Consider the following 21850-nt stretch of genomic DNA (forward strand, 5'->3'; position numbering starts at 1 on the left):
CCCGCCGCGCTACGGGGCGAGGCCCTCCAACGGGCGGCCCAGCAGGATCTCCGCCGCCCGCCGCGGGTAGTCGTCGTCGTCCGGCGCCATGAGCACGACCCGCGACGTGCCCGGTCCCCCGCCGGGAATGGCATGGCAGTGGACGAGGAAGGGCGGCGGGCCGGAACCGGCGGGCCCCTCGGTCGGCGCGGCGTCCCTCGTCTCGAAGAGGAATCGGCCGTCGGTAACCGTCACGAGGGCGATGCCGTGCGCCCGCGCGAAGGCCACGGCGCCGCTCTGGTACGTGGCGGTGGACACCATGACGCCCTTGTGCGCGCCGACGCTCTGGACCTTCTGGTGAAGCACCTGCACCAGCTCCCGCTTGATCGGGTTCCGGTGGTGCTTGGCCTCGACCACGACGAGGAAGTCCATGCCCGCGAAGCCGTAGCGGACGGTCGCGTCGAGGTCGTAGGTCCCGTCGGAGCCGGCCACCTTCTCGTGCAGCGTGACGCTCAGCCCGCTGACGTGCGGGGCGGCCGACCCGAGGAGCCGATCGGCGACGAACTCCTCGAACTCCGCGGGGGTGATGCCGGCCCGGGCCCCGGACGGCGGCTCCGCGCGGACCTCCTGATCGCTCACGGTCGGATCCTACGAGTTCACTGCTCCCGCCCGCTGACCCACACGGCGATCTGGGTGCGGGACGAGTAGCCGAGCTTCGCGAGGATGTGCTCGACGTGCGAGTCGGCGGTGCGTTTCGCGATCGTCAGGCGCTCGGCGATGCCGCGATTGGACAGCCCCTCGGCCACGAGTTCCGCGACCTGCCGTTCCCGCTCGGTGAGCGGGGACCCGCCGTCCGCCCCTTCCTCGCCCCCGGGAACGGGCTCGTCCAGCGCCTCCGCGATCGCGCGTGTCAGGGGAAGCCGCTCGCCCTCCTCGAACGCCGCGCGGTACCGCGCCTCGCCCAGGGCCTCCACGGTCTTGTCGATGTGCACGTCCCGGAGGACGGCGTGGTAGGGGCCGAACCAGGACGTCCGCGTGGACTCGCGCATCCGGTCCGCGGCGCCGAGCAGCCGGGCGGCCCGGACGTGGTCGCCACCGCTGCACAGGCAACCGGCGATCGCTTCGAGGCCCAGCGTGATCCCCAGCCGGTCGCCGAGGTCGCGTTTGGTCCGCAGCGACCGGCGGAGCCGCCGCATCGCCCCGTCCAGGTCGCCGGCGAGCCACAGGCTGAGCCCGCCCACCAGCATCCCGTAGGAGCGGACCCAGAACTCCCCGCGCTCCTCGCCCGCGCGGACGGCCCGGTCGGCGTGCGCGACGGCGGCGGAGAAGTCGTTCTCGAACAGGTGCGCCGTGCCGCGGAAGATCTCGACGAGCAGCCCGAGCACGTCGTCGTACCCGGTCTCCCGGTACAGCTCGTCCGCCCTGTCGAGCCGCTCCAGCGACAGGGCGAAGTCGCCCGCGAACAGGGCGAGGAGCCCCTGGCCGGTGCGGGCGTCCGCGGCGGCCGCCCGATCGCCGTCCGCCCGGGCCTGGGCCAGCGCCCGTTCCAGCAGCTCGCCGCCCCCGGCGAGGTCGTTCTGCATCGTGCTCGCCATGGCCGCCATCGTGAGCAGTCCCGACCAGCCGGGGCCCGTCGTGTCGCGGGTCGCGAGCAGCCGGTCCATCCAGTGGCGGCCCTCGCCCGGCACGCCCTTGAGCACCCAGAACCGCCCGAGGGTCTCCATGGCGCCGCGGACCGCGTCCGCGTCGGCCGTCGCGAGCACCCTGCCCAGCGCGTGGCGGACGTTGGCGCGTTCGCGGTCGAACCAGTCCAGCCACCGGACCTGCTCAGGGCCGGTGAGCTCCTCGCGGGCGCGTTCCAGCCGTCCGGCGTACCAGGCGAAGCAGCGGGACCGGAGCCGGACCTCCTCGCCGCCTCCCCGCGCGGCGAGGCGCTCGGCGCCGTACTGCCGCAGCGTGTCGAGCATCCGGTAGCGCACCCGGCTGCCGCGGTCGGCGCGCTGCACGATGGACTTCTCCAGGAGGTCCGTCAGCACCTCGGCGACGTGCTCGGCGTCCAAGCCGTCCCCGGAGCAGACGTGCTCGGCGGCGGCCAGGTCGAAGTCGGCCGCGAACACCGACAGCCGCGCCCACAGGAGCCGTTCCTCGGGCGAGCAGAGCGCGTGGCTCCAGTCGACCGTCGCCCGCAGGGTCTGGTGGCGCCGCAGGCCCGTCCGCCGCCCCCGGGCCTGGAACAGGTGGGTGCCGAGCCGGCCGAGCACCTGGTCCAGTGAGAACACCCGCAGCTGGACGGCGGCGAGCTCGATCGCGAGCGGGATGCCGTCGAGGCGGGTGCACAGGCGCACCACGGCGTCGCGGTTCGCGCCCGTGAGCGTCCATCCCTCCACGGTCGCCGCCGCGCGCTCCGCGAACAGGGTGACCGAGTCGCACTCCCGGCCGTCCGCACCGGCGTCGTGGGCGGCTCGCGGCTCGCCCAGCGGCGGAACCGTGAACGTGTGCTCGCCCATGACGTCCAGCGACTGCCGGCTGGTCGCCAGGACGCGCAGCTCCGGCGCCGACCGCAGCAGCGCCTCGCACAGCTTCGCGCACTCGTCGACCATGTGCTCGCACGTGTCGAGGACGAGCAGGATCCGCAGGTCGGCGAGATGGTCGGCGAGCAGAGCGTCGGCGGGCCCGTCGCCGCGCTCCCCCACCCCGAGCGCCTCGCAGATCGCCTGCGCGAGAAGGGAAGGCTCGCTCAGGCCCGACAGGCAGACGAAGAACACGCCGTCGCGGAAGGCGTCGCGCGCCAGGTCGGCCGCCCGGACCGCGAGCCTGGTCTTGCCCACGCCGCCCGACCCGGTCAGGGTGACCAGCCGGTGACCGTCGATCAGCCGCCGCGCCTGCTCCAGTTCCGCCTCCCGGCCGATGAAGCTGGTGAGCTCCGCGGGCAGTCGTCCCGTCTGTCGTTCCAGCGTCGCGGTCAGCGGCACGGCGTCTCCAGTCAGCTATCGCCGGGGTTACCGGCTCCAGGGGTGACCTGAATTGTAGTCATACCAATACGCACTGCTACGACTTTCCTAAAGTCCGATCGGCCCTCGAATCGGTACACGGATCGGTGTATCTACCGATGCCGGCTCCCCGGCGGCCCGGCAGGATGGTTCCCAGCCGGACTGGGGGAAGGTCCGCCTCGCGGGGGGACCCCGTCCCAGCGGACGGGAGCAGTGAGCGCGGCTCCCGCGATTCCGCGGCGGCCGGATCCCGTCCGCCGGCGTTCCGATGCGGGTTCGCCGGCCCGGCGGCCGGGGGTCTGGGGAGACCCCCGGCCGCCGGAACACGGCACGCGTCCCCTCCTCGCCACGAGCGTCCACGCCCGAGGCCCCGCCGGCCGGACCGGAGGCCCTCGGATCACCGGTAGCGTCGGAGGATGCGGCTTCACGTGGGGTGCGCGATGTGGGCTCACACGCGGTGGCAGGGGCGGTTCGTCCCGCCGTCGCTGCCTCCGGGCGAGCGGCTGCGAGCCTATGCGAGCTGGTGCAACGCGGTGGAAGGCAACACCACCTTCTACGCGACGCCGGCGCGGAGCACCGTGGAGTCGTGGGCGGAGCAGACCGGGCCCGGCTTCCGGTTCGTGACCAAACTCCCGAAGACGATCACACACGAGCGGCGGCTCGCCGGGGGCGGGGAGGAACTGCGGGCGTTCCTGCACGCCATCGAGCCGCTCGGGTCGCGGGCGCACGCGCTGTGGGTGCAGCTCCCCGGCTCCTTCGGCCCGGGTGACCTCGGAACGCTGGCGGCGTTCCTGCGCGGGCTGCCCGCTGCGCACAGGTACGCCGTCGAGGTGCGTCACCGCGCGTTCTTCGAGGACGCGGGAGCCGTGCGCGACCTTGAGCGCGTCCTGTCCCGCGCCGAGGCCGAGTGGGTCCCGTTCGACACGACCGCGTTCTTCCAGAGCCGTCCGACCAGCGACGCCGAACGCGACGCCTGGACGAAGAAGCCGCGGGTGCCGCGCAGGGCGGAGGCGCTCACGGACCGTCCCATCGTCCGCTACCTGGGACGGGACGACACCGAGCGCACCGTCGAGGGCTGGCGGTTCTGGGTCGGCCGCGTCGCGGAGTGGCTTGCCGAGGGACGCTCGCCGACCGTGTTCGTCCACACGCCCGACAACGCCGACGCGCCCGCGCTCGCCCGCCGCTTCCACGACGAGGTGAGGGCCCGCGTGCCCGGTTTGGAGCCGCTGCCCGAGCCCGTCCCGGCGGAGCCGCCGACGCTGTTCTGACCGGTCAGCCGGGCTCCAGCATCGCCCGGGTCGCCTCCTCGACGATGTCGCGCATGGCGCGTTCGGCGGCCTCGGCGTCGCCGGCCTGCACCGCCTGCGCCACCTCGGCGTGCCAGCGGATCGCGGCCGGCTCGGGGTGCGCGGGCATCAGGTCGTGGTGGGTGCGGCCGGCCAGGACCGCGGCGACCACCCCGCTCAGCGCGCCCATCATCTCGTTGCCGGACGCCTCCAGGAGCGTCCGGTGGAAGCGGATGTCCGCGGCCAGGTAGGCCTCCAGGTCACCGGACCTGCCGTGCACCGCCATCTCCATGACCGCGCCGGTCAGCGCGCCGCACTGCGCCGGCGTCGCGTTCCGCGCGGCGAGCGCGGCGGCCACCGGCTCCAGCCCGCGGCGCAGCTCGCCGAGCGAGCGCAGCTGCTCGTCCCGGCCGTCGCCGTCGAGCCTCCAGCCGATGATCTGCGGATCGAACAGGTTCCAGCCCGAGCGGTCGGCGACCGTGACGCCGACCCTCCGGCGGCTCCTGACCATGCCCATGGACTCCAGGACGCGGATCGCCTCCCGGATCACCGACCGGGAGACGGCGAACCGCGCCTCCAGCTGCTCGATCCGCAGCACCTCGCCCGCGGGCAGCGCGCCGGACGTGATCAGCATGCCGAGCCGGTCGAGCACGCTGCCGTGCAGGCCCGTCGACGGGGTCTCCACCATGCCGCTAATCATCACATGAAGCCGGACAACCTCTGACAAAGATATGATTTTACGGAGCTATCTCTTGTTAACGGCAGGTTATAGCCGCCACACTCGGGCGAGCACCCTCGTTCACTCCGGCTCCCAGGAGGATGACGCATGCACCCGATCGTGCTGGCCGCGGCGCCGGCGGCGTCGAGCGGGAGGCTCGTGCCGGCCGCGCTCGCCGGCATCGCCCTGATCGTCGTACTGATCACTTATCTCAAGGTGCACCCGTTCCTGAGCCTGACGCTCGGCTCGCTCCTGGTCGGGATCGTCGCGGGGCTTCCGGTGGCCGACACCATCGACGCCTTCACCAAAGGGTTCGGCGACACCGCCGCCGGGGTCGGCGCACTGATCGCCTTCGGCGCGATGTTCGGCAAGCTGCTCGCGGACTCCGGCGGCGCCGACCAGATCGTCGACACGATCATCGGCCGCACCGGGCGCCGGTTCCTGCCCTGGGCCATGGCCCTCGTGGGAGCGCTGATCGGGCTGCCGATGTTCTTCGAGATCGGGCTCGTCCTGCTGGTGCCGGTCATCCTGCTGGTGGCGCGGCGCGCCCAGATGTCCGTCATCGCGGTGGGGATCCCCGCGCTGGCGGGACTGTCGGCGATGCACGGTCTGGTCCCGCCGCACCCGGGGCCCCTCGTCGCGATCGACTCCCTCAAGGCCGACCTCGGTCTCACGCTCGCCCTCGGCATCGCCGTCGCGCTCCCCACCATCGCGCTGTCCGGCCCGGTGTTCGCCCGGTTCGCCTCCCGCTGGGTGGACGTCCCCGCGCCGGAGCTCTACGTCACGGCCGCGGACGGGCGGGACGCCGACGACCACGCCGCCGTGGACGCCGAGCGGCGCCGTCGCCCGTCCTTCCCCGTCACCCTGTTCACCGTGCTGCTCCCGGTCGTGCTGATGCTGGGCAAGGCCGTCGCCGACATCACCCTGGACGAGGGCGACCGGGTGCGCACCGTCCTGGACAACCTCGGCACCCCGCTGGTCGCGCTGATCATCGCGGTCGTCGTCGCCATGTTCACCTTCGGCCGCGGCTCCGGCATGGACCGGGAGGGGATCGCCTCCTCGCTGGCCGGCTCCCTGCCGCCCATCGCCGGCCCGCTGCTGATCGTGGCCGCCGGCGGCGGCTTCAAGCAGACGCTCGTCGACACCGGCATCGGCGACCTCGTCGCCGACTGGGTCAAGGACAGCGACCTCTCGGTGCTGTTCCTGGCGTGGCTGGTCGCCGTCCTCATCCGGCTCGCCACCGGCTCGGCGACCGTGGCCACGGTCACCGCGGCCGGGATCCTCGCACCGCTGGCCACCACGCTCGACAGCGGCGAGACATCGCTGCTCGTCCTCGCGATCGGGGCCGGCTCGCTGTTCTTCTCCCACGTCAACGACGCGGGCTTCTGGCTGGTGAAGGAGTATTTCGGGCTCAGCGTCGGGCAGAACATCAGGACGTGGTCGCTGATGGAGACCGTGATCTCGGTGTGCGGCCTCGTGTTCGTCCTCCTGCTGAACCTGGTGGTGTAGCCATGACCTATCCCGACGCCCGCTATCTCGGGGACGGCGGCGAGAGCAGCGGGACGCTGCGCCCCGCCGGGGCGGCGCCCGACCTGCTCATCGGTGCCGTCGACGGCGACGGCGTCCACCGCGGGACGCGCGTCCACTACCTGGGCACCGGCGGCTCCACGAACGGCGCGTTCGGCCTCTACCGCTGGGAGATGGGGCCGAAGCCCTCCGGCCCGATGCCGCACTTCCATCGGACGATCACAGAGTCGTTCTACATCCTGTCCGGAACGGTCCGGCTGCACGACGGGACGGGCTGGAAGGACACCTCGGCCGGCGACTTCCTCTTCGTCCCCGAGGGCGGCGTGCACGGGTTCCGCAACGAGTCGGGCGAGCCGGCGGCGATGCTCCTGCTCTTCACCCCGGGCGCTCCGCGCGAGGCCTACTTCGAGGAGCTCGCCGAGATCGCCGCGACCGGCCGGCGGCTCAGCGACGAGGAGTGGACGGACCTGTACCGGCGCCACGACCAGTACATGGTGTGACGCCGGGCGGCTACCCGCCGATGAAGCCCTTGGACTTCAGCCACGTCTCGGCGACCTTCGCGGGCTGCTCGCCCTTGATGTCGACCTCGCCGTTGAGTTCCTGCAGGACCGCGTCGGTGAGCGCGGCCGCGATCGGGTTCACGATCTTCTCGATGGCGGGATCGTCCCGGTGGACCGTCTCCCGGACGGTCAGGGCGGGGTTGTAGACGGGAAAGAACTTCTTGTCGTCCGGAACCGGGGTCAGGCCGAGCGCCTTGATCCGCCCATCGGTCGTGGCGACCTCCCCGAAGGCGCACGGCTTGCCCTTCCCGACGGCGTCGTAGATGGCGCCCTCGGCCAGCGTCGCCACGTCCGCCTTCGGCAGGCTGAACCCGTACGCCTTCTGCAAACCGGGCCACCCGTCGCTGCGTCCCGCGAACTCGCTCGCCACGCACGTGGACGCCTTCGACGGGTCGCTCTTCGCCAGCCGCGCGTAGCCCGACAGGTCCGCGATCCCGAGCCGGCGCATCGTCGCCGTCTTCACCGCGAGGGCATAGGTGTTGTTGGCGGGCGCCGCGGCCAGCCACTTCACCTCGTTCTTCGCGAGGTCCTGCTCCGCGACGGCCGCGTACTGCCGGGCCGGGTCGCCGATCGGCTCCGTCTGCTTGAGGTAGTTGACCCAGGCGGTGCCCGTGTACTCCCAATACATGTCGATGCTGCCGGACGTCAGCGCGGCCCGCGTGGTGTTGCTGCCCTGGAGCCCGCACTTCTCCTTCACGGTCGCGCCCGCCGAGCGCAGCGCGAGGGCGGTGACCTGGCAGAGCACGAGCTGCTCGGTGAACTCCTTCGACCCGACCGTGAGGGTGACGCCCTTCAGCGAGTTGCCCTCGGCCAGGCTCCCGGCCTTGGCGTCGGTTCCGGTGGAGCTGAAGCAGCCGGCGGTCAGGGCGACGGCGGCGAGGGACGCGGCGGCGGCGAGCTTGCGCATGGTGACTTCTCCTCGGGTTTCAGAGGCCGCGGGGGCGCAGGACGAACTCGACGATGCCGATCAGCCAGTCGGCCGCCATCGCGAGCACGGCGGTCAGGACGCTTCCGGTGAGCAGGATCGGGGTCCGGTTGAGGGAGATGCCGGTGTTGATGAGGTCGCCGAGCCCGCCGGCGTTGGTGAACGCGGCCAGCGTCGCGCTGCCCACGTTGAGGATCACCGCGACCCGGACGCTGGCGAGGATCACCGGGACGGCGAGCGGCAGCTCGACGCGGAACAGGACCGCCGCCCGGGACAGGCCGATGCCGCGCCCCGCCTCGATGAGCGACCGGTCCACGCCTTGCAGCCCCACCATCGTGTTGCGCAGCACCGGCAGGGCCGACACCAGGATGAGCGCGATCACCGCCTTCTGGAAGCCGATGCCGACCGTGACGGCGAGCAGCACGAGCACCCCGATCGACGGGACGGCCTGCCCCACGTTGGCGAGCGCCAGGAACGGCGCCGAGAACCGGCTCAGCCGCGGCCGCGTCAGCAGCACGCCGAGCGGGACCGCGATCGCGAGGACCAGCGCCGTGGACACCGCGACCAGCCTGACGTGCTGGAGGAACTGGTGGGTGATCTCGGACCGGTCGAGGGACCTGCGCTCGATCGCGTCGAGGTCGAGGCCGCGCACGTAGAGGTAGAGCGCCGCCGACACCGCGACGAGGAACACGGGGGTGGCGAGGAGCCCAGCGAGGGAGCGCCCGGCGGCCTCGTCGCCGGGCCTCGTCCGCTCCGGCACCGCCGTGACGGTCACGGCCTCGGCTCCGAGTTCTGCCGGACGATCGCCGACCACGAGACGGCGCCCGCGGCGCGCCCGTCCTCGTCCAGGACGGTGGCGGTCTCCGTCCCGGCGCGGAGCATCGCGTCGAGGGCCTCGTACAGCGACTGGTCCGCGCGGACGGTCGCGGCCGGGGCGCCTTCCCCGGCGGGCAGCAACCCGATCGAGCCGACCTCGACCAGCCGCAGCCGCCGCATCGCCGCGCCCGCCCCGACGAACTCCGCGACGAACCCGTCGGCCGGCTCGGCGAGGATCGCCGCGGGCGTGTCGTACTGCACGAGCCTCGCCCCCTGCCCGAGGATCGCGATCCGGTCGCCGAGCTTCAGCGCCTCGGTGAGATCGTGGGTGACCAGCACGATCGTCTTGCCGATCCGGGCCTGGAGCTCCAGGAACGCGTCCTGCAGCCGCTCCCGCGTGATGGGGTCGAGTGCGCCGAACGGCTCGTCCATCAGCATCGCGGGCGGGTCGGCGGCGAGGGCGCGGGCCACCCCGACGCGCTGCTGCTGCCCGCCCGACAGCTCCTTCGGATACCGGCCGCGGTACGTGCCGGGATCGAGCCCCACCATGTCGAGCAGCTCGTCGACGCGCGCGCGGACGCGCCCGCCGTCCCAGCCGAGCGTCCGCGGGATGAGCCCGACGTTCGCGGCGATCGTCATGTGCGGGAACAGCCCGACCTGCTGGATCACGTAGCCGATGCGGCGGCGCAGCCGGTCGGGGTCGGCGCGGGTGACGTCCTCCCCGTCGAGCAGGATGCGGCCCGAGGTCGGTTCGATCAGCCGGTTGATCAGACGCAGCGTGGTCGTCTTGCCGCAGCCCGACGGGCCCAGCAGCACGACGATCTCCCCGTCCCGGACGCTGAGCGTGAGGTCGCCGACGGCCGGGGCGTCCTGCCCCGGATACCGCTTGGTGACGCCCTCCAGCCGGATCATCTCCCGCCCGGCCGGGGCGGGCCGCGCGGTCTCGGTCGCGGCGGGTTCGGTCATCGCAGCCCCCTGGAGGTGGTGAGCCGGGACAGCAGGACGAACAGCGCGTCCAGGACGAGCGCCAGGACGGCGACGCCGAGCGTTCCGGCGAGGGTGTCGTTCAGCGCGTTGGCGCCGCCGATGCGCGACAGCCCCCCGAAGATCAGCTCGCCCAGCCCAGGACCGGCCACGGCGGCGGCGATCGCCGCGATCGCCACCGTCATGATCGTGGCGACCCGGACGCCGGTGAGCACGACCGGCCAGGCCAGCGGCAGCCTGACCCTCAGCATCCGGCTCAGCGGGCTCATCCCCATCCCCCGCGCCGCCTCCTCCACCGCGCCCGGCACACCGTCCAGGCCGGTGATGGTGTTGCGCAGGATCGGGAACACCGCGTACAGCGCCAGCGCGGTGATCGTGGGGGCCAGCCCCAGCCCGAACACCGGGATGAGCAGGCCGAACAGCGCGAGCGACGGGACGGTCAGCATGGTGCCGGTGACGCCGAGGGCCAGTCCCCGCGCCCTCGGCCGCCCCTCGACCACGACACCGAGCCCGATCCCGACCACGGCCGCGATCGCGACGGCGATCAGGACGACCTCGGCGTGCTCGCCCATCATCCGGGCGATCTCGGGCCAGCGTTCGGACAGGTACTCGGAGAAGCTCATCGCCGCCTCCCGTCACCGCGCGCGGCGGCGGGAGCCCGGGCAAGGACGGTGGGGTTCGCGTCTCCCATACCTCAGAGGCTGCCTACGGATGATCAGTCTGGCAATAACGGATCGGTGAGACCGAACGCTCGAACGCGTCCCCACCGCCGCACCAGAGGCCCACGAAGGCCCCCCACCACGCCCCCTCACGGCACGCACCGCACCCCGCCGTCGACACCAGCCCCAAACGGGCAGGCCCCCCACCCCACAACACCCCCCACCAGCAACAAGCGAACAACAACTGGGCAAGCCCCACAAACCGTCCGACACCGACCCCAAGACCAGCCCCGAACGGGCAGGCACCCCACCCCACAACACCCCCCACCAGCAACAAGCGATCAACAACTGGGCAAGCGCCACGAACCGTCCGACACTGGTCACGCCGAAAGGAGCCCCGAGGTGCCCTACGCCTACGATCCAGACCTCCTCCCGTGGATGGAGCGAGTCCCGCGCCTCTCGATCGCCGACATCGAGCAGACCCGCCGGGACGAGAAAGACATGTTCGCCGGTACGCCGGAATACACCCCTCCCGCACCGGTCGAGACCCGCGACCTCACCATTCCCGGCCCGCCCAACGCACCGGCCGTCCCGCTTCGCATCTACGCGCCGGCGAACCGGGCGGGAGTCCTCCCGGGGCTCGTCTACCTCCACCCGGGCGGATTCGTCCTGGGCAGCATCGACCTGTCCTCTGACGACGCGACCGCTCTCGCGATAGGGGTCGGCGCCGTGGTGGTGTCCGTTGAATACCGCCTCGCTCCCGAACACCCCTTCCCGGCCGGGCTCGAAGACTGTTATGCCGCTCTCACCTGGACGGCGGCGAACGCCGCCGACCTCAGGATCGACCCGGCCCGGCTGGCCATAGGCGGCGAGAGCGCGGGCGGCGGGCTGTCCGCGGCCGTCGCCCTCCTCGCCCGCGACCGGGGCGGCCCGCCGCTGCGCTTCCAGTTCCTCGGCGTCCCGGAGCTGGACGACCGGCTCGACACCCCGTCCATGCGCGCCTTCACCGACACACCGATCTGGCACCGCTCCAACGCCGAGCTGAGCTGGGACTACTACCTGGGCAAGGGCGTCCGCGGCACCGACGGCGTCTCCCCGTACGCGGCCCCCGCCCGCGCCGAGGACCTTTCCGGCCTACCACCCGCCTACGTCACGACGTGCGAGTTCGACCCGCTACGCGACGAGGGCCTGGCCTACGCGCAGAGGCTGATCCAGGCGGGCGTCCCGACCGAACTGCACCACTACCCCGGCACCTTCCACGGCTCCACCATGATCACAGAAGCCCCCGTGACCCAACGCATGATCGCCGACCGCACCACCGCCCTCCACCGCGCCCTCCACCCCATCCCGTGAACCCAGCAGGCCCCCAAACCGCATCCCACAAATCACCGCCTCTTGGCTGGCCTGGCCTGGCCTGGCCTGGCCTGGGTTGGGTTGGGTTGGCTTGGGTTGGGTTGGCTTGGGTTGGGCTGGTGGGGGTGGCTTTGGGGATGGGGCGCGCCTTGTTGGCTTTTTCGGGGTGTCGGGGGCGGGGGCTAGCCTCTGGGGATGGCATCGCGCTTCTATCACCTGGTCGTCGACTCTCGGGAGCCTTCCGTACTCGCCGAGTTCTGGGCGGCCGTCCTCGATCAGCCGGTGCTCTACCGCTCGGAGGACGAGGTCATCGTCGGCGCGGACCCCCACACCTATCCCGGGCTGTGCTTCCTCCGGGTCGACGGCACGAAGGCTGTGAAGAACCGGTTGCACATAGACCTCGACCCGGACGACCAGGAGGCCGAAGTCCAGCGCATCCTCGCCCTCGGTGCTCGCCGCGTCGACATCGGCCAGTCCGCGGACGTGTCGTGGGTCGTGCTCGCGGATCCCGAAGGGAACGAGTTCTGTGTGTTGCGGCCTCACGCCTCCCTCATCGAATAGCGGTCCCGCGACCATGCCGCCTGGAGAAGAAGGAATCGGCGATGGACGACTCTGATGCCCTGCTCAGGATTCGAGAGATCTGCATGTCGTTGCCAGAGGTGACGGAGAAGCCTTTCGGCGGTCATACAGCGCCCTCCTTCCGTGTGCGCGACAAGCTGTTCGCGATGACCTCCGAGGACGGCCTGTCTCTGACGTTCAAGGCCGGACCCGGTGTGCAGGAAGCTCTGATCGCGGAGGCGCCCGAGCGTTTCTTCGTCCCGAAGTACGTGGGCGCCAAGGGCTGGGTCGGCGCGCGGCTCGACGCCGACCACGACTGGGATGAGATGGCCGAGCTGATCGAGGACAGTTACCGGCTCATCGCCCCCAAACGGCTGGTCGATCTCCTCGACCGCGGGTAGCCGGCCCTTGGCGTTCAGCGTGGTCGGCGTTCCAGACGTGCGAGGCGTGCGGCTATGTGGTCCATCGTGGCGTTGTCGGGTTGCCAGCCGCGCTGGAGCAGCGCCGTCAGGAGAGCGCCCAGGTAAGGGGCGGGACGAGTCAAGAAGTTCTTGGTGACGGGGATGACGTCCCAGCCCATCTCCTTGTCGAGCCAGCCTCGGCGCCGTGCGTCGTGGCTTCTGGCCTCTCGGCCGGTGTGGTGGCGTTCGCCGTCGTATTCGAGGCCGACGCGGAACTCGCGGTAGCCGAGGTCGATATAGAACCAGTTGCCTTTCGCGCTTCGCACGGGGATCTGCGTCTCAGGGCGCGGGAAGCCGGTGTCCACGACGGCGACGCGGATCCAGCTCTCGCTGGGGGAGGCCGCGCCGCGGTCGGCGAGCCTGAGGATCTGGCGCAGCCGTTGGTTCCCGCGGTATCCCCGCAGCGTGCGGGCCATCGCGGCGAGTTCCTCCACGGCCACGTCTCGGCGCAGGAACTGGTCCAGCGCCGCGACCGCCTCGTAGCGGGGAAGCCAGCGGGCGCAGTCGAGGGCGGTGCGGGTCGGGCAGGTGAGGCGTACATCGGATTCCTTCACTACGTGTTCGGGCGGGAGGTCGACGCTGTCGGCGGTGATCGGGACCGGGGCCGGTGGGGCCTCAGGGGGTCGGGGAGTGACGAGTTCGACGTCCCAGTCGAGCTCGCTCACTCCCGGAGGTAAGACGTCCAGGCCCCAGATCCATGCGGCGGTGCGCCGGGCGATGACGGCTTCCGGGGGCAGGATGCTGCTCAACGCCGCGGCGCGCGCGGCGAGGCCGGTCCCTTTGACGGGGACGAAGTAGGCGTCCGGCCCGACGGGGATGATCGAGTCGGCGGCCGTCCGCTTCCAGGTGAGGGTGAATCCGTCCATGGGATTGAGGATGCCTTGTCCGGCGGTGCCGGGCAGGGGGTGGCGAGAATGTGGATAACTTTGAGTTATCCGAGGTCAGTGCGCTAGTCGCGAGTTCGGCCTTGTGGCGGCTCTGCGCCTGGGACGGGCGTCGCGGAGACCACTCTCGTCGCCCATGCGGCCATGCGGTCGATCAACTCAGGGGCGGCGGCCACCTCGGCGTGGCCGAAGGACGGTTCTATCCACAGTTCCTTCGGGTCGGACGCCGCCTCGTAGAGCTGATGGCCGTGTTCGACGGGGAAGAACGCGTCCGCTGCCCCGTGGACGACCAGCAGCGGCACCGGCGCGATCCGTCCGGCGACCTCGTGCGGCGCCTCCGGAACGGGATCCCAGCCCTTGGGCGCGATGCGCGTGCCCCGCGCCAGCCGGACGGCCATCCGCCCCGCGCGCCGTTCGATCACCCAGTGCACGCGCCGCATCGGCACCGTTCCGCGGTAGTACCAGCGTGCCGGCGCGCTGACGGAGATCACGGCGTCCACGCCACCGTGCAGCGCCGCGTGCCTGACGACGATGGCGCCGCCCATGGAGAAGCCCGCCAGGACGATCCGCCCGTATCCCCGTCGCCTGGCCGCCGCGACCGCCGCGTCGATGTCGAGCACCTCGCGGTCTCCGACCGTGGAGTGGCCGCCGGACCGTCCGTGGCCGCGGAAGTCGAGCCCGATCACGCCGCCGTGCCGGCCGAGGGCCGCGGCGATCCGGCGCAGCGCGGGCCGGCGCCACGAGCAGGTGAAGCCGTGCGCCAGGACGAAGCAGACCTCCCCGTCGGAAGGCGTGTGACCTGCGTCGATTCGGACACCGTCGGCGGTGTAGAGGGTGAGCGGTTCGGGAGTCGCCACGCTTCCATGGTCGCTCATCGGCCGCGATGGTCGAAGAACCACCCGCCTCGACACGTCGGCGAGGCGGCCCGTCACGGTTGTGGATGGGAAGAAGTGGCCGTCGCACGTCCGCTGCTATGGCGCGGCGACGCCGGATACGTCTCTGTCTCAGGCTGTGGGGACCGGCACCATGCGCACGAACGAACAAGGAATCCGCCATTACCTGGGCCAGCGATTACTTCCCGCACCAAGAACAATTCCCTTCCTCCCCTCCTCACGGTCACAAGGAAGCCGCGCAGGTCAACACCATTGATACCGGCACCCCGAGCCTCCGCGACCCCATGGCCGCCCATAGGGAAATGACGGATTAAGTATGTGTCCGCCAGAGTGGGCTGAAAGGACACGGTGCTGGGTACTAATCAATCGTGTCTTGTGGGCTGGTTGGTCGACGGGCTTTGGCGTCGGATTGGCTGCTATGGACAGCGAAGATCGCACGCTTCGGGTGAGGGCGCGCCGTACGCGGCGAGCCGGCGAGCGCGGCGCGACGACGCGGGCGCCGGACGTTCCCGAAGCCTCCGCGACGGCTTCGGAGTACAGGCGCGCGGCCGAGGAGTACGCGCAGCAGGCGATGGTCTCCTCGGCGCGAGCCCACGACCGCGCCGCGTCGCTTCTGGAGGACATGGCCACCGTCCACCCCGAAGAGGCCGAACTGCACCTCCAGTCGGCCGCCCGCCACCGCCGATGGGCCGACAACGACAGAAGGCTGGCCCAGGAACACTCCCCCCACGGCGCACTCGACGGCGCCTGACGGCAGATCCTCACGACGGCACGACGCCGGCGGCCAGGGTCCAGCACCCCTGAACCGCGGGCAGCGGGACGTCCTGCTGCTGCCCGCGTCGGGCGACCTGTCCCCGGCCGAGATCGACGCGGCCCTCGGCATCGCCACCGGCACCGTCCATTCCCGGCTCAGCCGCGCCCGCGCCAGGGATGCGCGAGGCGCCCGGCGGGACCGACCCCCTCGACATGGGAAAGGCCCGGCGTCTCCCGCGATGCCGGGCCCTTTCGGCTCGCCGGGTGTCCGCCTTGTGGCCGCCGGGGCGGGGCGCTTAGGTAGGGAGAGGTCAGGTAAGGATCTGGTTATCTCACTGGGAGGTCCTGTGCGGGTCGGGGTGCTGCTCAACGAGCGGGGCGGGGTCGAGGCGCTGGGGAAGCTGGCGGACGACGTGCGGCGCGCGGCGGACGACGGGTTCTCCTCGGCGTGGATGTCGCAGATCTTCGGGGTGGACGCGCTGACCGCGCTGGCGGTGGCGGGCAGCGGGGTGTCCGGGATCGAGCTGGGGACGGCGGTGGTGCCGACGTATCCGCGGCATCCGGCCGTGCTGGCGCAGCAGGCGAGGACGACCGCGCTGGCGCTGCGGGGACGGTTCACTCTCGGCGTCGGCCTGTCCCACAAGATCGTCATCGAGGACATGTACGGGTACGACTTCGGCAGGCCGCTGCGGCACATGGACGAGTACCTGTCGGTGCTGGCGCCGCTGCTCGAAGGGGAGAACGCCTCCTTCGACGGCGAGACGCTACGGGGCAACATCGGGTTGAACGTGCCGAACGAGGGGCGGGTGCCGCTACTGCTCGCGGCGCTCGGCCCGAAGATGCTGAAGCTGGCGGCGGAGCGGGCGGACGGGACGGTGCTGTGGATGACCGGCCCCGTCACCGTCCGCGAGCACATCGCGCCGACCATCACGGCGGCGGCCGAGGCGGCCGGACGGGAGGCGCCGCGCGTCGTGTGCGTCCTGCCCGTGTGCGTCACCGGTGACGTGGAGCGCGCGCGGGAGCAGGCCGGGGAGACGTTCGAGGTGTACGGGGTGCTGCCGTCCTACCGGGCGATGATGGACCGGGAGGGCGTGGAGGGCCCGAAGGACCTGGCGGTCGTCGGGGACGAGGACGCGGTCGCGGCGAAGCTGGAGGAGCTGTCGGAGGCGGGCGTCACCGACTTCGTCGCCGCCGAGTACATGCCGGGCGACCGGCGCACCCGGGAGTTCCTGAAGACGGTCACGGCGAAATGAGTTCGTAGAGGTTGCCGCTGGCGTCGGAGAAGTAGAGGCCGCGGCCGCCGAGCGGGTGGTCCTCGTCCACGCGGCCGTTGTCGGCGTGGGCGGGGTCGTCGCCGTAGGGGATCTCGCGGGCTTCGAGGCGGTCCACGGCCGCGTCGAACGTGACCGCGTCCACGTCGAAGGCCAGGTGGTGGCCCTGCGGGTAGGCGACGGTCATGAAGTCGAGGGTGAGGCCCTCGTTCACGCGGATCGGGACGAAGTGCCGCGCGTGCGGGTGGGGGCCGGTGTACTCCAGGCCCAGGACGGCGGCGAAGAAGCGGGCCGCCTCGTCGTTGTCGGCGGCCGTCACGATCGCGTGGTTCAGGCTGATCGTCATGCGGTGGTTCCTTCCTTGAGAGCGCCGTGCAGGAAGACGTCCAGGTACTCCTCGACGGAGAGGGGCTGCGCGTCGGGGCCGGCGGCGGGCCGGGCCCGGCTGAACACGAAGCCCAGGAACAGGCCGGCGATCTGGTCGAGGGGCAGGCGCAGCCGGTCCCGTTCGGGTTCGAAGAGCTCGGCGAGCGCCTCGCGGGTGCGGGTCATGGCGGCCGCGCGGTCGGGGCCGGGCTCGCCGGCGCCGGGCTCGGGGCGCGCGCGCCGGCCGGAGGCGTGCAGCGCGCCGATCACCAGGCCCATGCGGGCGAGGTAGGCGTCGATCGCGGCGGCGGCCTCGGCGAGCCGCGCGGGCAGCGGCTGGTCGAGCGGGATCGCACCGATCTCGGCGAGGACGTGGTCGGTCCGCAGCGCCTCGGCGACGCAGGCGTCCAGCAGTTCGTCCTTGTCGGCGAAGACGCGGAAGATCGTCGCCTCGCCGATGCCGGCGGCGCGGGCGATCTGCGCCGTGGTGACGGCCGTGCCGCGCTCGGCGACGAGCGGCAGCGCCGTCCGGATGATCATTTCGCGCCGCTGCTCCGGGCTCATCCCGGGAGCGCGGCGCCGGCTCTTCTCCTCCATGCCCGCGACAGTACGGAGTGAGTGCTCACTCCGTCAAGAGCGAAGTGAGTACTCACTCCGCACAACCCGACAGATCAGCATTCGGTGGCTGATACCGTTGCGATGCTGCGCGCCAGGAGCGAAGTCCGGTGGAAAATCCGGCGCTGTCCCGCAACTGTGGTGCCCCTCTCGAAGTGGCCGAGCCAGGTCGCCTCCTCGCGCGCCGACGATTGTCGACCTCGTGGAAGGGCGATCCGTCATGACGGGCCGCGGCTTCCCTGCACCACCCAGGAGGCACCTGTGAGACCCGTACGCACCTTGGGCGCGGTGATGGCGATCGGCGTCGTCACGCTCGCCGCCGCATGCGGCGGCGACGACGGCGAGTCCGGCGGTGCGCCGGACGGTAAGGCCGTCACCGTCCAGGCCGCCAACGGGGCCGTGTCCGTCCCGGCCAAGCCGAAGCGCATCGTCTCCCTCTCCCCCACGCACACCGAGACGCTCTTCGCCATCGGCGCCGGGCCGCAGGTGGTCGCGGTGGACGACTACTCCAACTATCCGGCCGGCACCCCGCGGACGAAGCTGTCGGGCTTCAAGCCGAACGCCGAGGCGATCATCGCCCACAAGCCGGACCTCGTCGTGCTGTCCGACGACATGGACGGCATCGTCAAGGCGCTGGAGAAGGTGAAGGTCCCGGTCCTGCTGGAGCCGGCGGCGAAGAACCTGGACGAGGCCTACGACGAGATCGGCGACCTCGGGCAGGCCACCGGGCACGAGGCCGAGGCCAAGAAGGTCACCGACGGCATGCGCGCGGACATCCAGAAGACGGTGGCCGCGTCGTCCAAGGCCAAGGGCCTCACGTACTACCACGAGCTCGACAACCAGCTCCACTCGGTGACGTCGAAGACCTTCGTGGGCCAGGTGTACGGGATGTTCGGCCTGCAGAACATCGCCGACAAGGCGGACAAGGCCTCCGGCGACTACCCGCAGCTGTCCCGCGAGTACCTGCTCAAGCAGGACCCCGACCTGATCCTCCTGGCCGACACCAAGTGCTGCGGGCAGAACGCCGCCGCGCTCACCAAGCGCCCGGGCTGGTCGGACCTGGACGCGGTCGGGCACGGCGGCGTGGTGGAGCTCGACGACGACATCGCCTCCCGCTGGGGGCCGCGCCTGGCGGAGTTCGTCAAGGCGATCGGCGACGCGGTCCAGAAGGTTCAGTGACCGCTGCCGCCGAGGACGCCCGCCCGTGAGCAGGCGTCGACCGCACACCGGGGACGTCCCGGCCGACGCCGACGACGCGGCCGGGACGTCTTCGGACGTCCGCGCGGGTCCCGAGGACGTCTCCGATCGGGAGCGGGCGCCCGAGGTCTCCGACGGCCGCGGCGACGCGCCGCCCGAGACGGAAGAGCGCTCCGGCGGCCTCGCGGGTCCGGGCCCTGGCGGCTCGTCGCCCGGCCCGCGGAGTCAGGCCAGGCTGCGGCCGCTGCCGTTGGCGGCGGCGGTCGGGCTGCTGCTCGCGACGCTGCTGGCCGGGGTGCTGGTGGGGTCGGCCGGGCTGCCCGTGGGCGGGGTCCTGAAGGCGCTGGCCGACCGGATCCCGTTCGTGCACGCCGACAGCGGGTTCGGCGTCATCGACGAGAACGTGCTGTTCCAGCTGCGCGTGCCGAGGGCGCTGATGGCGGCGCTGGTCGGCGGGATGCTCGCCGTCGCGGGCGCCGGGTACCAGGGAGTGTTCCGCAACCCGCTCGCCGACCCGTACCTGCTGGGCGCGGCGGCGGGCGCGGGGGTCGGGGCGACGCTGGTCATCGCGCTGGTGCCGGGCGACCCCGGATACGCGGTCCCGCTCGCGGCGTTCGTCGGCGCGATCGGCGGGGTGGCCCTCGCCTACCTGCTGGGCAGCGCCGCGACGGGGCGCGGGAACGGGACGGCGACGCTGGTGCTGGCCGGCGTCGCGGTGTCGTCCTTTCTCGCCGCGGTGCAGACGCTGATCCAGCAGATGAGGGCGGAGGAGCTCCAGCGGATCTACTCGTGGATCCTCGGCGGGGTCGGGTCGGCCGACTGGCACCAGCTGGCGCTCGTCTTCCCGTACGCGCTGGTCTCCACCGCGGTGCTGCTCGCCCACGGCCGGCTCCTGGACGTGCTCAGCGTCGGCGACGAGGAGGCGGCCTCGCTCGGCCTGTCGGCGGCGCGGGTCCGGCTGACGGTGGTGGCGGCGGCGTCGCTGGCGACGGCGTCGGCGGTCGCGGTGAGCGGGCTGATCGCGTTCGTCGGCATCGTCGTCCCGCACGTGGTGCGGCGGCTGGCGGGGGGGTCGTACCGGATCGTGCTGCCGCTGTCGCTGCTGGGCGGCGCGGCGTTCCTGGAGGTGGCCGACCTCGTGGCGCGGACGGTGATCAGGCCCGGGGAGCTGCCGCTGGGCGTGGTGACGGCGTTCGTCGGCGGGCCGTTCTTCGTCGTGGTGCTCCGCGCGTCCCGGCGGCAGGTGGAGACGTGACCGTCGCGGTGCGCGGCCTGGACGTCGCGCTCGGCGGGCGGCCGGTGCTGAAGGACGTGTCGCTGGAGGCGCCGGCGGGGTCGTGGACAGCGGTCATCGGGCCGAACGGCGCGGGGAAGTCGACGCTGCTGCGCGCGATCCTCGGCCTGGTCCCGTCCCATGGCGAGATCACCCTCGCGGGCACGGACCTGCAGGCGCTCAAGCCGAGGCGGCGCGCCCGGCTCGTCGCCTACGCCCCGCAGAGCCCGAACCTTCCGGTGGGCATGACGGTGTTCGACTACACCCTGCTGGGGCGGTCCCCCTACGTCCCGCATCTGGGCCGGGAGAGCGCCCGCGACCGGGCCGTCACCGCGGAGGTCCTCGACCGGCTGGACCTCACCCCCTTCGCGGCCCGCCCCCTGGACCACCTGTCCGGCGGGGAGCGGCAGCGCGTGGTGCTGGCCCGCGCCCTCGCGCAGCAGACCTCGGTGCTGCTGCTGGACGAGCCGACGACCGCGCTCGACATCGGCCACCAGCAGCAGGTGATGGAGCTGATCGACCGGCTGCGGCTGTCGGACGGGCTGACGGTGGTGACCACGATCCACGACCTGACGCTCGCCGGGCAGTACGCCGACGGGCTCGTCCTCCTCTCCGGCGGGCGGGTGGCCGCGTCGGGCCCGCCGGACCTGGTCCTCACCCGCGACGCCGTCGAGGAGCACTTCGGCGCCCGCGTGAGCGTCGCCCCCGGGCCGGGCGGCCGGCCGATCCTGTCGCTGGAGCGTCCGTGAACCTCGAGACGGCGTGGCGGACGGAGGACGGCGAACGGCTGGCCTCGACGGTGTGGCGGGCCGGCCGCGGCCATCGGATGATCTCCTCGGCGATGCTGGGCGGCGGCATCGGCCCGGCCAGCTGGGTGCTGAACGCCCAGGTGCCGGGCGCCTACGCGCGCACCGACCCGGTCGCGCACCTCGCCGAGCTCGCGGCGGCGGCCGGGCCGGAGGGCCCCGGCGTCGGGATGCTCACGGCGGCCCCGGTCGCGCGCACGGTGCGGCGGGACGGCGAGGGCGTGCGCGTGTCGGCGACGGTGGGGCTGCGCGTCCCGACCTGGGCGGCCGCCCCCGCCGGGACGCCCGATCCCGAGCTGGCCCCGCTGGAGGGGGACGGGACGCCCGCCTGGAAACCAGGGACGATCAACATCGTGGTCGCCGTCCCCGTCGGGATGAGCGACCCGGCGCTGGTGAACGCGGTCGTCACCGCGACCGAGGCCAAGACGCAGGCGCTGCTCGAAGCGGGCTTCCCGTGCACGGGCACGGCGTCCGACGCGATCTGCGTCGCGGCCGCGACCGGCGGAACGCCGGAGGTCTTCGCCGGGCCCCGCTCCACCTGGGGCGCGAGGATCGCGCGGACGGTGCACGCCGCCGTCCGCGCCGGGGCCCTGGACTACGCGGCCCGGCTGGAGGCACGCGGCTAGCACCGGCCGCCGTACCACCCCGGTGCGGTACGGCGGCCGGTCTCAGGGCCAGTGCAGTGTGGGGTTCGGGCCTCACCTCCTCCCTGTGCGACGCGCGGCCGGCATGACGGTCAGCCGGCGTGGGGAAGGCGATGCCCGTTGTGCCCGCCGTGGCCGTGGCGGCGCAGCGGGTCGGTGGCGAGCGGGTCGCCGCCGTCCAGCAGGGACCCGTTCATCGGCGGCAGGGAGTGCACCCCGGTCGGCGGCTCCCGGTCGACGGCCGGCCGCGGCCCGGCGCGCCCGCGAAGAGGTTGGCCAGCGTGTCCTGGAGGGCGAGGGCGACCGCGAGACCGCCGACGCCGAGGGCGCCG

Annotated in this window: 23 protein-coding genes; 12 read left to right on the forward strand and 11 right to left on the reverse strand. The window is 72.4% G+C overall.

The window, feature by feature from the left end:
• Nucleotides 1–9: 9 nt before the first annotated feature.
• Nucleotides 10–618, reverse strand: coding sequence for a restriction endonuclease (locus ABWI04_RS22075; RefSeq protein WP_345171962.1), 609 nt, complete (start codon nucleotides 616–618; stop codon nucleotides 10–12).
• 17 nt (nucleotides 619–635) lie between these two features.
• A complete protein-coding gene (locus ABWI04_RS22080) occupies nucleotides 636–2951 on the reverse strand; it encodes an ATP-binding protein (RefSeq protein WP_345171960.1) in 2316 nt (771 codons plus the stop codon).
• A 434-nt stretch (nucleotides 2952–3385) separates the two neighbouring features.
• Between ABWI04_RS22080 and ABWI04_RS22085 the strand changes: the two genes are divergently transcribed.
• A complete protein-coding gene (locus ABWI04_RS22085; RefSeq protein WP_353833622.1) occupies nucleotides 3386–4237 on the forward strand; it encodes a DUF72 domain-containing protein in 852 nt (283 codons plus the stop codon).
• A gap of 4 nt (nucleotides 4238–4241) precedes the next feature.
• Here the strand turns inward: ABWI04_RS22085 and ABWI04_RS22090 are convergent, their stop codons facing one another.
• A complete protein-coding gene (locus ABWI04_RS22090; RefSeq protein ID WP_345171956.1) occupies nucleotides 4242–4943 on the reverse strand; it encodes a FadR/GntR family transcriptional regulator in 702 nt (233 codons plus the stop codon).
• A 138-nt stretch (nucleotides 4944–5081) separates the two neighbouring features.
• Here ABWI04_RS22090 and ABWI04_RS22095 point away from each other — a divergent pair, with 138 nt between their 5' ends.
• Nucleotides 5082–6482 (forward strand): GntP family permease, encoded by a 1401-nt coding sequence (locus tag ABWI04_RS22095; RefSeq protein ID WP_345171954.1) that lies wholly within the window; start codon nucleotides 5082–5084, stop codon nucleotides 6480–6482.
• A gap of 2 nt (nucleotides 6483–6484) precedes the next feature.
• Nucleotides 6485–7000 carry a cupin domain-containing protein gene (locus tag ABWI04_RS22100; protein WP_345171952.1) on the forward strand — a complete coding sequence of 172 codons (516 nt, stop codon included), beginning with the start codon at nucleotides 6485–6487 and terminating at the stop codon, nucleotides 6998–7000.
• A 10-nt stretch (nucleotides 7001–7010) separates the two neighbouring features.
• Here ABWI04_RS22100 and ABWI04_RS22105 read toward each other — a convergent pair whose 3' ends face one another.
• The 4 genes from ABWI04_RS22105 to ABWI04_RS22120 are packed head-to-tail and all read right to left on the reverse strand — an operon-like array spanning nucleotide 7011 to nucleotide 10408.
• Nucleotides 7011–7967, reverse strand: coding sequence for a glycine betaine ABC transporter substrate-binding protein (locus tag ABWI04_RS22105; protein WP_345171950.1), 957 nt, complete (start codon nucleotides 7965–7967; stop codon nucleotides 7011–7013).
• A gap of 19 nt (nucleotides 7968–7986) precedes the next feature.
• Complete coding sequence (locus tag ABWI04_RS22110) at nucleotides 7987–8760, reverse strand: ABC transporter permease (protein WP_345171948.1); 774 nt, start codon at nucleotides 8758–8760, stop codon at nucleotides 7987–7989.
• Entirely contained in the window at nucleotides 8757–9767 is a 1011-nt protein-coding gene (locus ABWI04_RS22115) for an ABC transporter ATP-binding protein (RefSeq protein ID WP_345171946.1), read from the reverse strand. The genes ABWI04_RS22110 and ABWI04_RS22115 overlap by 4 nt, the downstream gene beginning before the upstream one ends.
• Nucleotides 9764–10408 carry an ABC transporter permease gene (locus ABWI04_RS22120; RefSeq protein ID WP_345171944.1) on the reverse strand — a complete coding sequence of 215 codons (645 nt, stop codon included), beginning with the start codon at nucleotides 10406–10408 and terminating at the stop codon, nucleotides 9764–9766. Before ABWI04_RS22120 ends, ABWI04_RS22115 begins: the two co-directional genes overlap by 4 nt.
• 438 nt (nucleotides 10409–10846) lie before the next feature.
• Between ABWI04_RS22120 and ABWI04_RS22125 the strand changes: the two genes are divergently transcribed.
• From ABWI04_RS22125 to ABWI04_RS22135, 3 genes are all read left to right on the forward strand, one after another.
• Nucleotides 10847–11797: an alpha/beta hydrolase gene (locus ABWI04_RS22125; protein WP_345171942.1), complete on the forward strand. Its 951-nt coding sequence runs from the start codon at nucleotides 10847–10849 to the stop codon at nucleotides 11795–11797.
• 195 nt (nucleotides 11798–11992) lie between these two features.
• A complete protein-coding gene (locus ABWI04_RS22130; protein ID WP_345171940.1) occupies nucleotides 11993–12358 on the forward strand; it encodes a VOC family protein in 366 nt (121 codons plus the stop codon).
• Nucleotides 12359–12399: 41 nt separating this feature from the next.
• Nucleotides 12400–12756, forward strand: a complete 357-nt coding sequence (locus ABWI04_RS22135; RefSeq protein WP_345171938.1) for an MmcQ/YjbR family DNA-binding protein — start codon at nucleotides 12400–12402, stop codon at nucleotides 12754–12756.
• A 14-nt stretch (nucleotides 12757–12770) separates the two neighbouring features.
• Here ABWI04_RS22135 and ABWI04_RS22140 read toward each other — a convergent pair whose 3' ends face one another.
• A complete protein-coding gene (locus ABWI04_RS22140) occupies nucleotides 12771–13682 on the reverse strand; it encodes a type IV toxin-antitoxin system AbiEi family antitoxin (protein ID WP_353833623.1) in 912 nt (303 codons plus the stop codon).
• A gap of 83 nt (nucleotides 13683–13765) precedes the next feature.
• Nucleotides 13766–14575, reverse strand: coding sequence for an alpha/beta hydrolase (locus ABWI04_RS22145; protein ID WP_378189386.1), 810 nt, complete (start codon nucleotides 14573–14575; stop codon nucleotides 13766–13768).
• A 436-nt stretch (nucleotides 14576–15011) separates the two neighbouring features.
• Here ABWI04_RS22145 and ABWI04_RS22150 point away from each other — a divergent pair, with 436 nt between their 5' ends.
• Nucleotides 15012–15344 carry a hypothetical protein gene (locus tag ABWI04_RS22150; RefSeq protein ID WP_353833624.1) on the forward strand — a complete coding sequence of 111 codons (333 nt, stop codon included), beginning with the start codon at nucleotides 15012–15014 and terminating at the stop codon, nucleotides 15342–15344.
• A gap of 349 nt (nucleotides 15345–15693) precedes the next feature.
• Entirely contained in the window at nucleotides 15694–16599 is a 906-nt protein-coding gene (locus ABWI04_RS22155) for an LLM class F420-dependent oxidoreductase (protein ID WP_353833625.1), read from the forward strand.
• Here ABWI04_RS22155 and ABWI04_RS22160 read toward each other — a convergent pair.
• On the reverse strand, nucleotides 16586–16963 hold the full coding sequence (locus tag ABWI04_RS22160; protein ID WP_345171925.1) for a VOC family protein: 378 nt from the start codon (nucleotides 16961–16963) through the stop codon (nucleotides 16586–16588). The genes ABWI04_RS22155 and ABWI04_RS22160 overlap by 14 nt on opposite strands.
• Complete coding sequence (locus ABWI04_RS22165) at nucleotides 16960–17580, reverse strand: TetR/AcrR family transcriptional regulator (RefSeq protein WP_353833626.1); 621 nt, start codon at nucleotides 17578–17580, stop codon at nucleotides 16960–16962. Before ABWI04_RS22165 ends, ABWI04_RS22160 begins: the two co-directional genes overlap by 4 nt.
• Nucleotides 17581–17859: 279 nt before the next feature.
• On the opposite strand from ABWI04_RS22165, the gene ABWI04_RS22170 reads away from it, so the two are divergent.
• The 4 genes from ABWI04_RS22170 (at nucleotide 17860) to ABWI04_RS22185 (ending at nucleotide 21500) form a co-directional block, all read left to right on the forward strand.
• Nucleotides 17860–18777 carry an ABC transporter substrate-binding protein gene (locus ABWI04_RS22170; protein WP_353833627.1) on the forward strand — a complete coding sequence of 306 codons (918 nt, stop codon included), beginning with the start codon at nucleotides 17860–17862 and terminating at the stop codon, nucleotides 18775–18777.
• Between the two features lie 253 nt (nucleotides 18778–19030).
• Nucleotides 19031–20050 (forward strand): FecCD family ABC transporter permease, encoded by a 1020-nt coding sequence (locus tag ABWI04_RS22175; protein WP_353833631.1) that lies wholly within the window; start codon nucleotides 19031–19033, stop codon nucleotides 20048–20050.
• Complete coding sequence (locus ABWI04_RS22180) at nucleotides 20047–20817, forward strand: ABC transporter ATP-binding protein (RefSeq protein ID WP_353833628.1); 771 nt, start codon at nucleotides 20047–20049, stop codon at nucleotides 20815–20817. Before ABWI04_RS22175 ends, ABWI04_RS22180 begins: the two co-directional genes overlap by 4 nt.
• On the forward strand, nucleotides 20814–21500 hold the full coding sequence (locus tag ABWI04_RS22185; RefSeq protein WP_353833629.1) for an adenosylcobinamide amidohydrolase: 687 nt from the start codon (nucleotides 20814–20816) through the stop codon (nucleotides 21498–21500). Before ABWI04_RS22180 ends, ABWI04_RS22185 begins: the two co-directional genes overlap by 4 nt.
• Nucleotides 21501–21850 lie beyond the last annotated feature (350 nt).

It is taken from the genome of Actinomadura sp. NPDC000929 (assembly GCF_040492065.1).
Classification (GTDB): Bacteria; Actinomycetota; Actinomycetes; order Streptosporangiales; family Streptosporangiaceae; genus Spirillospora; species Spirillospora verrucosospora.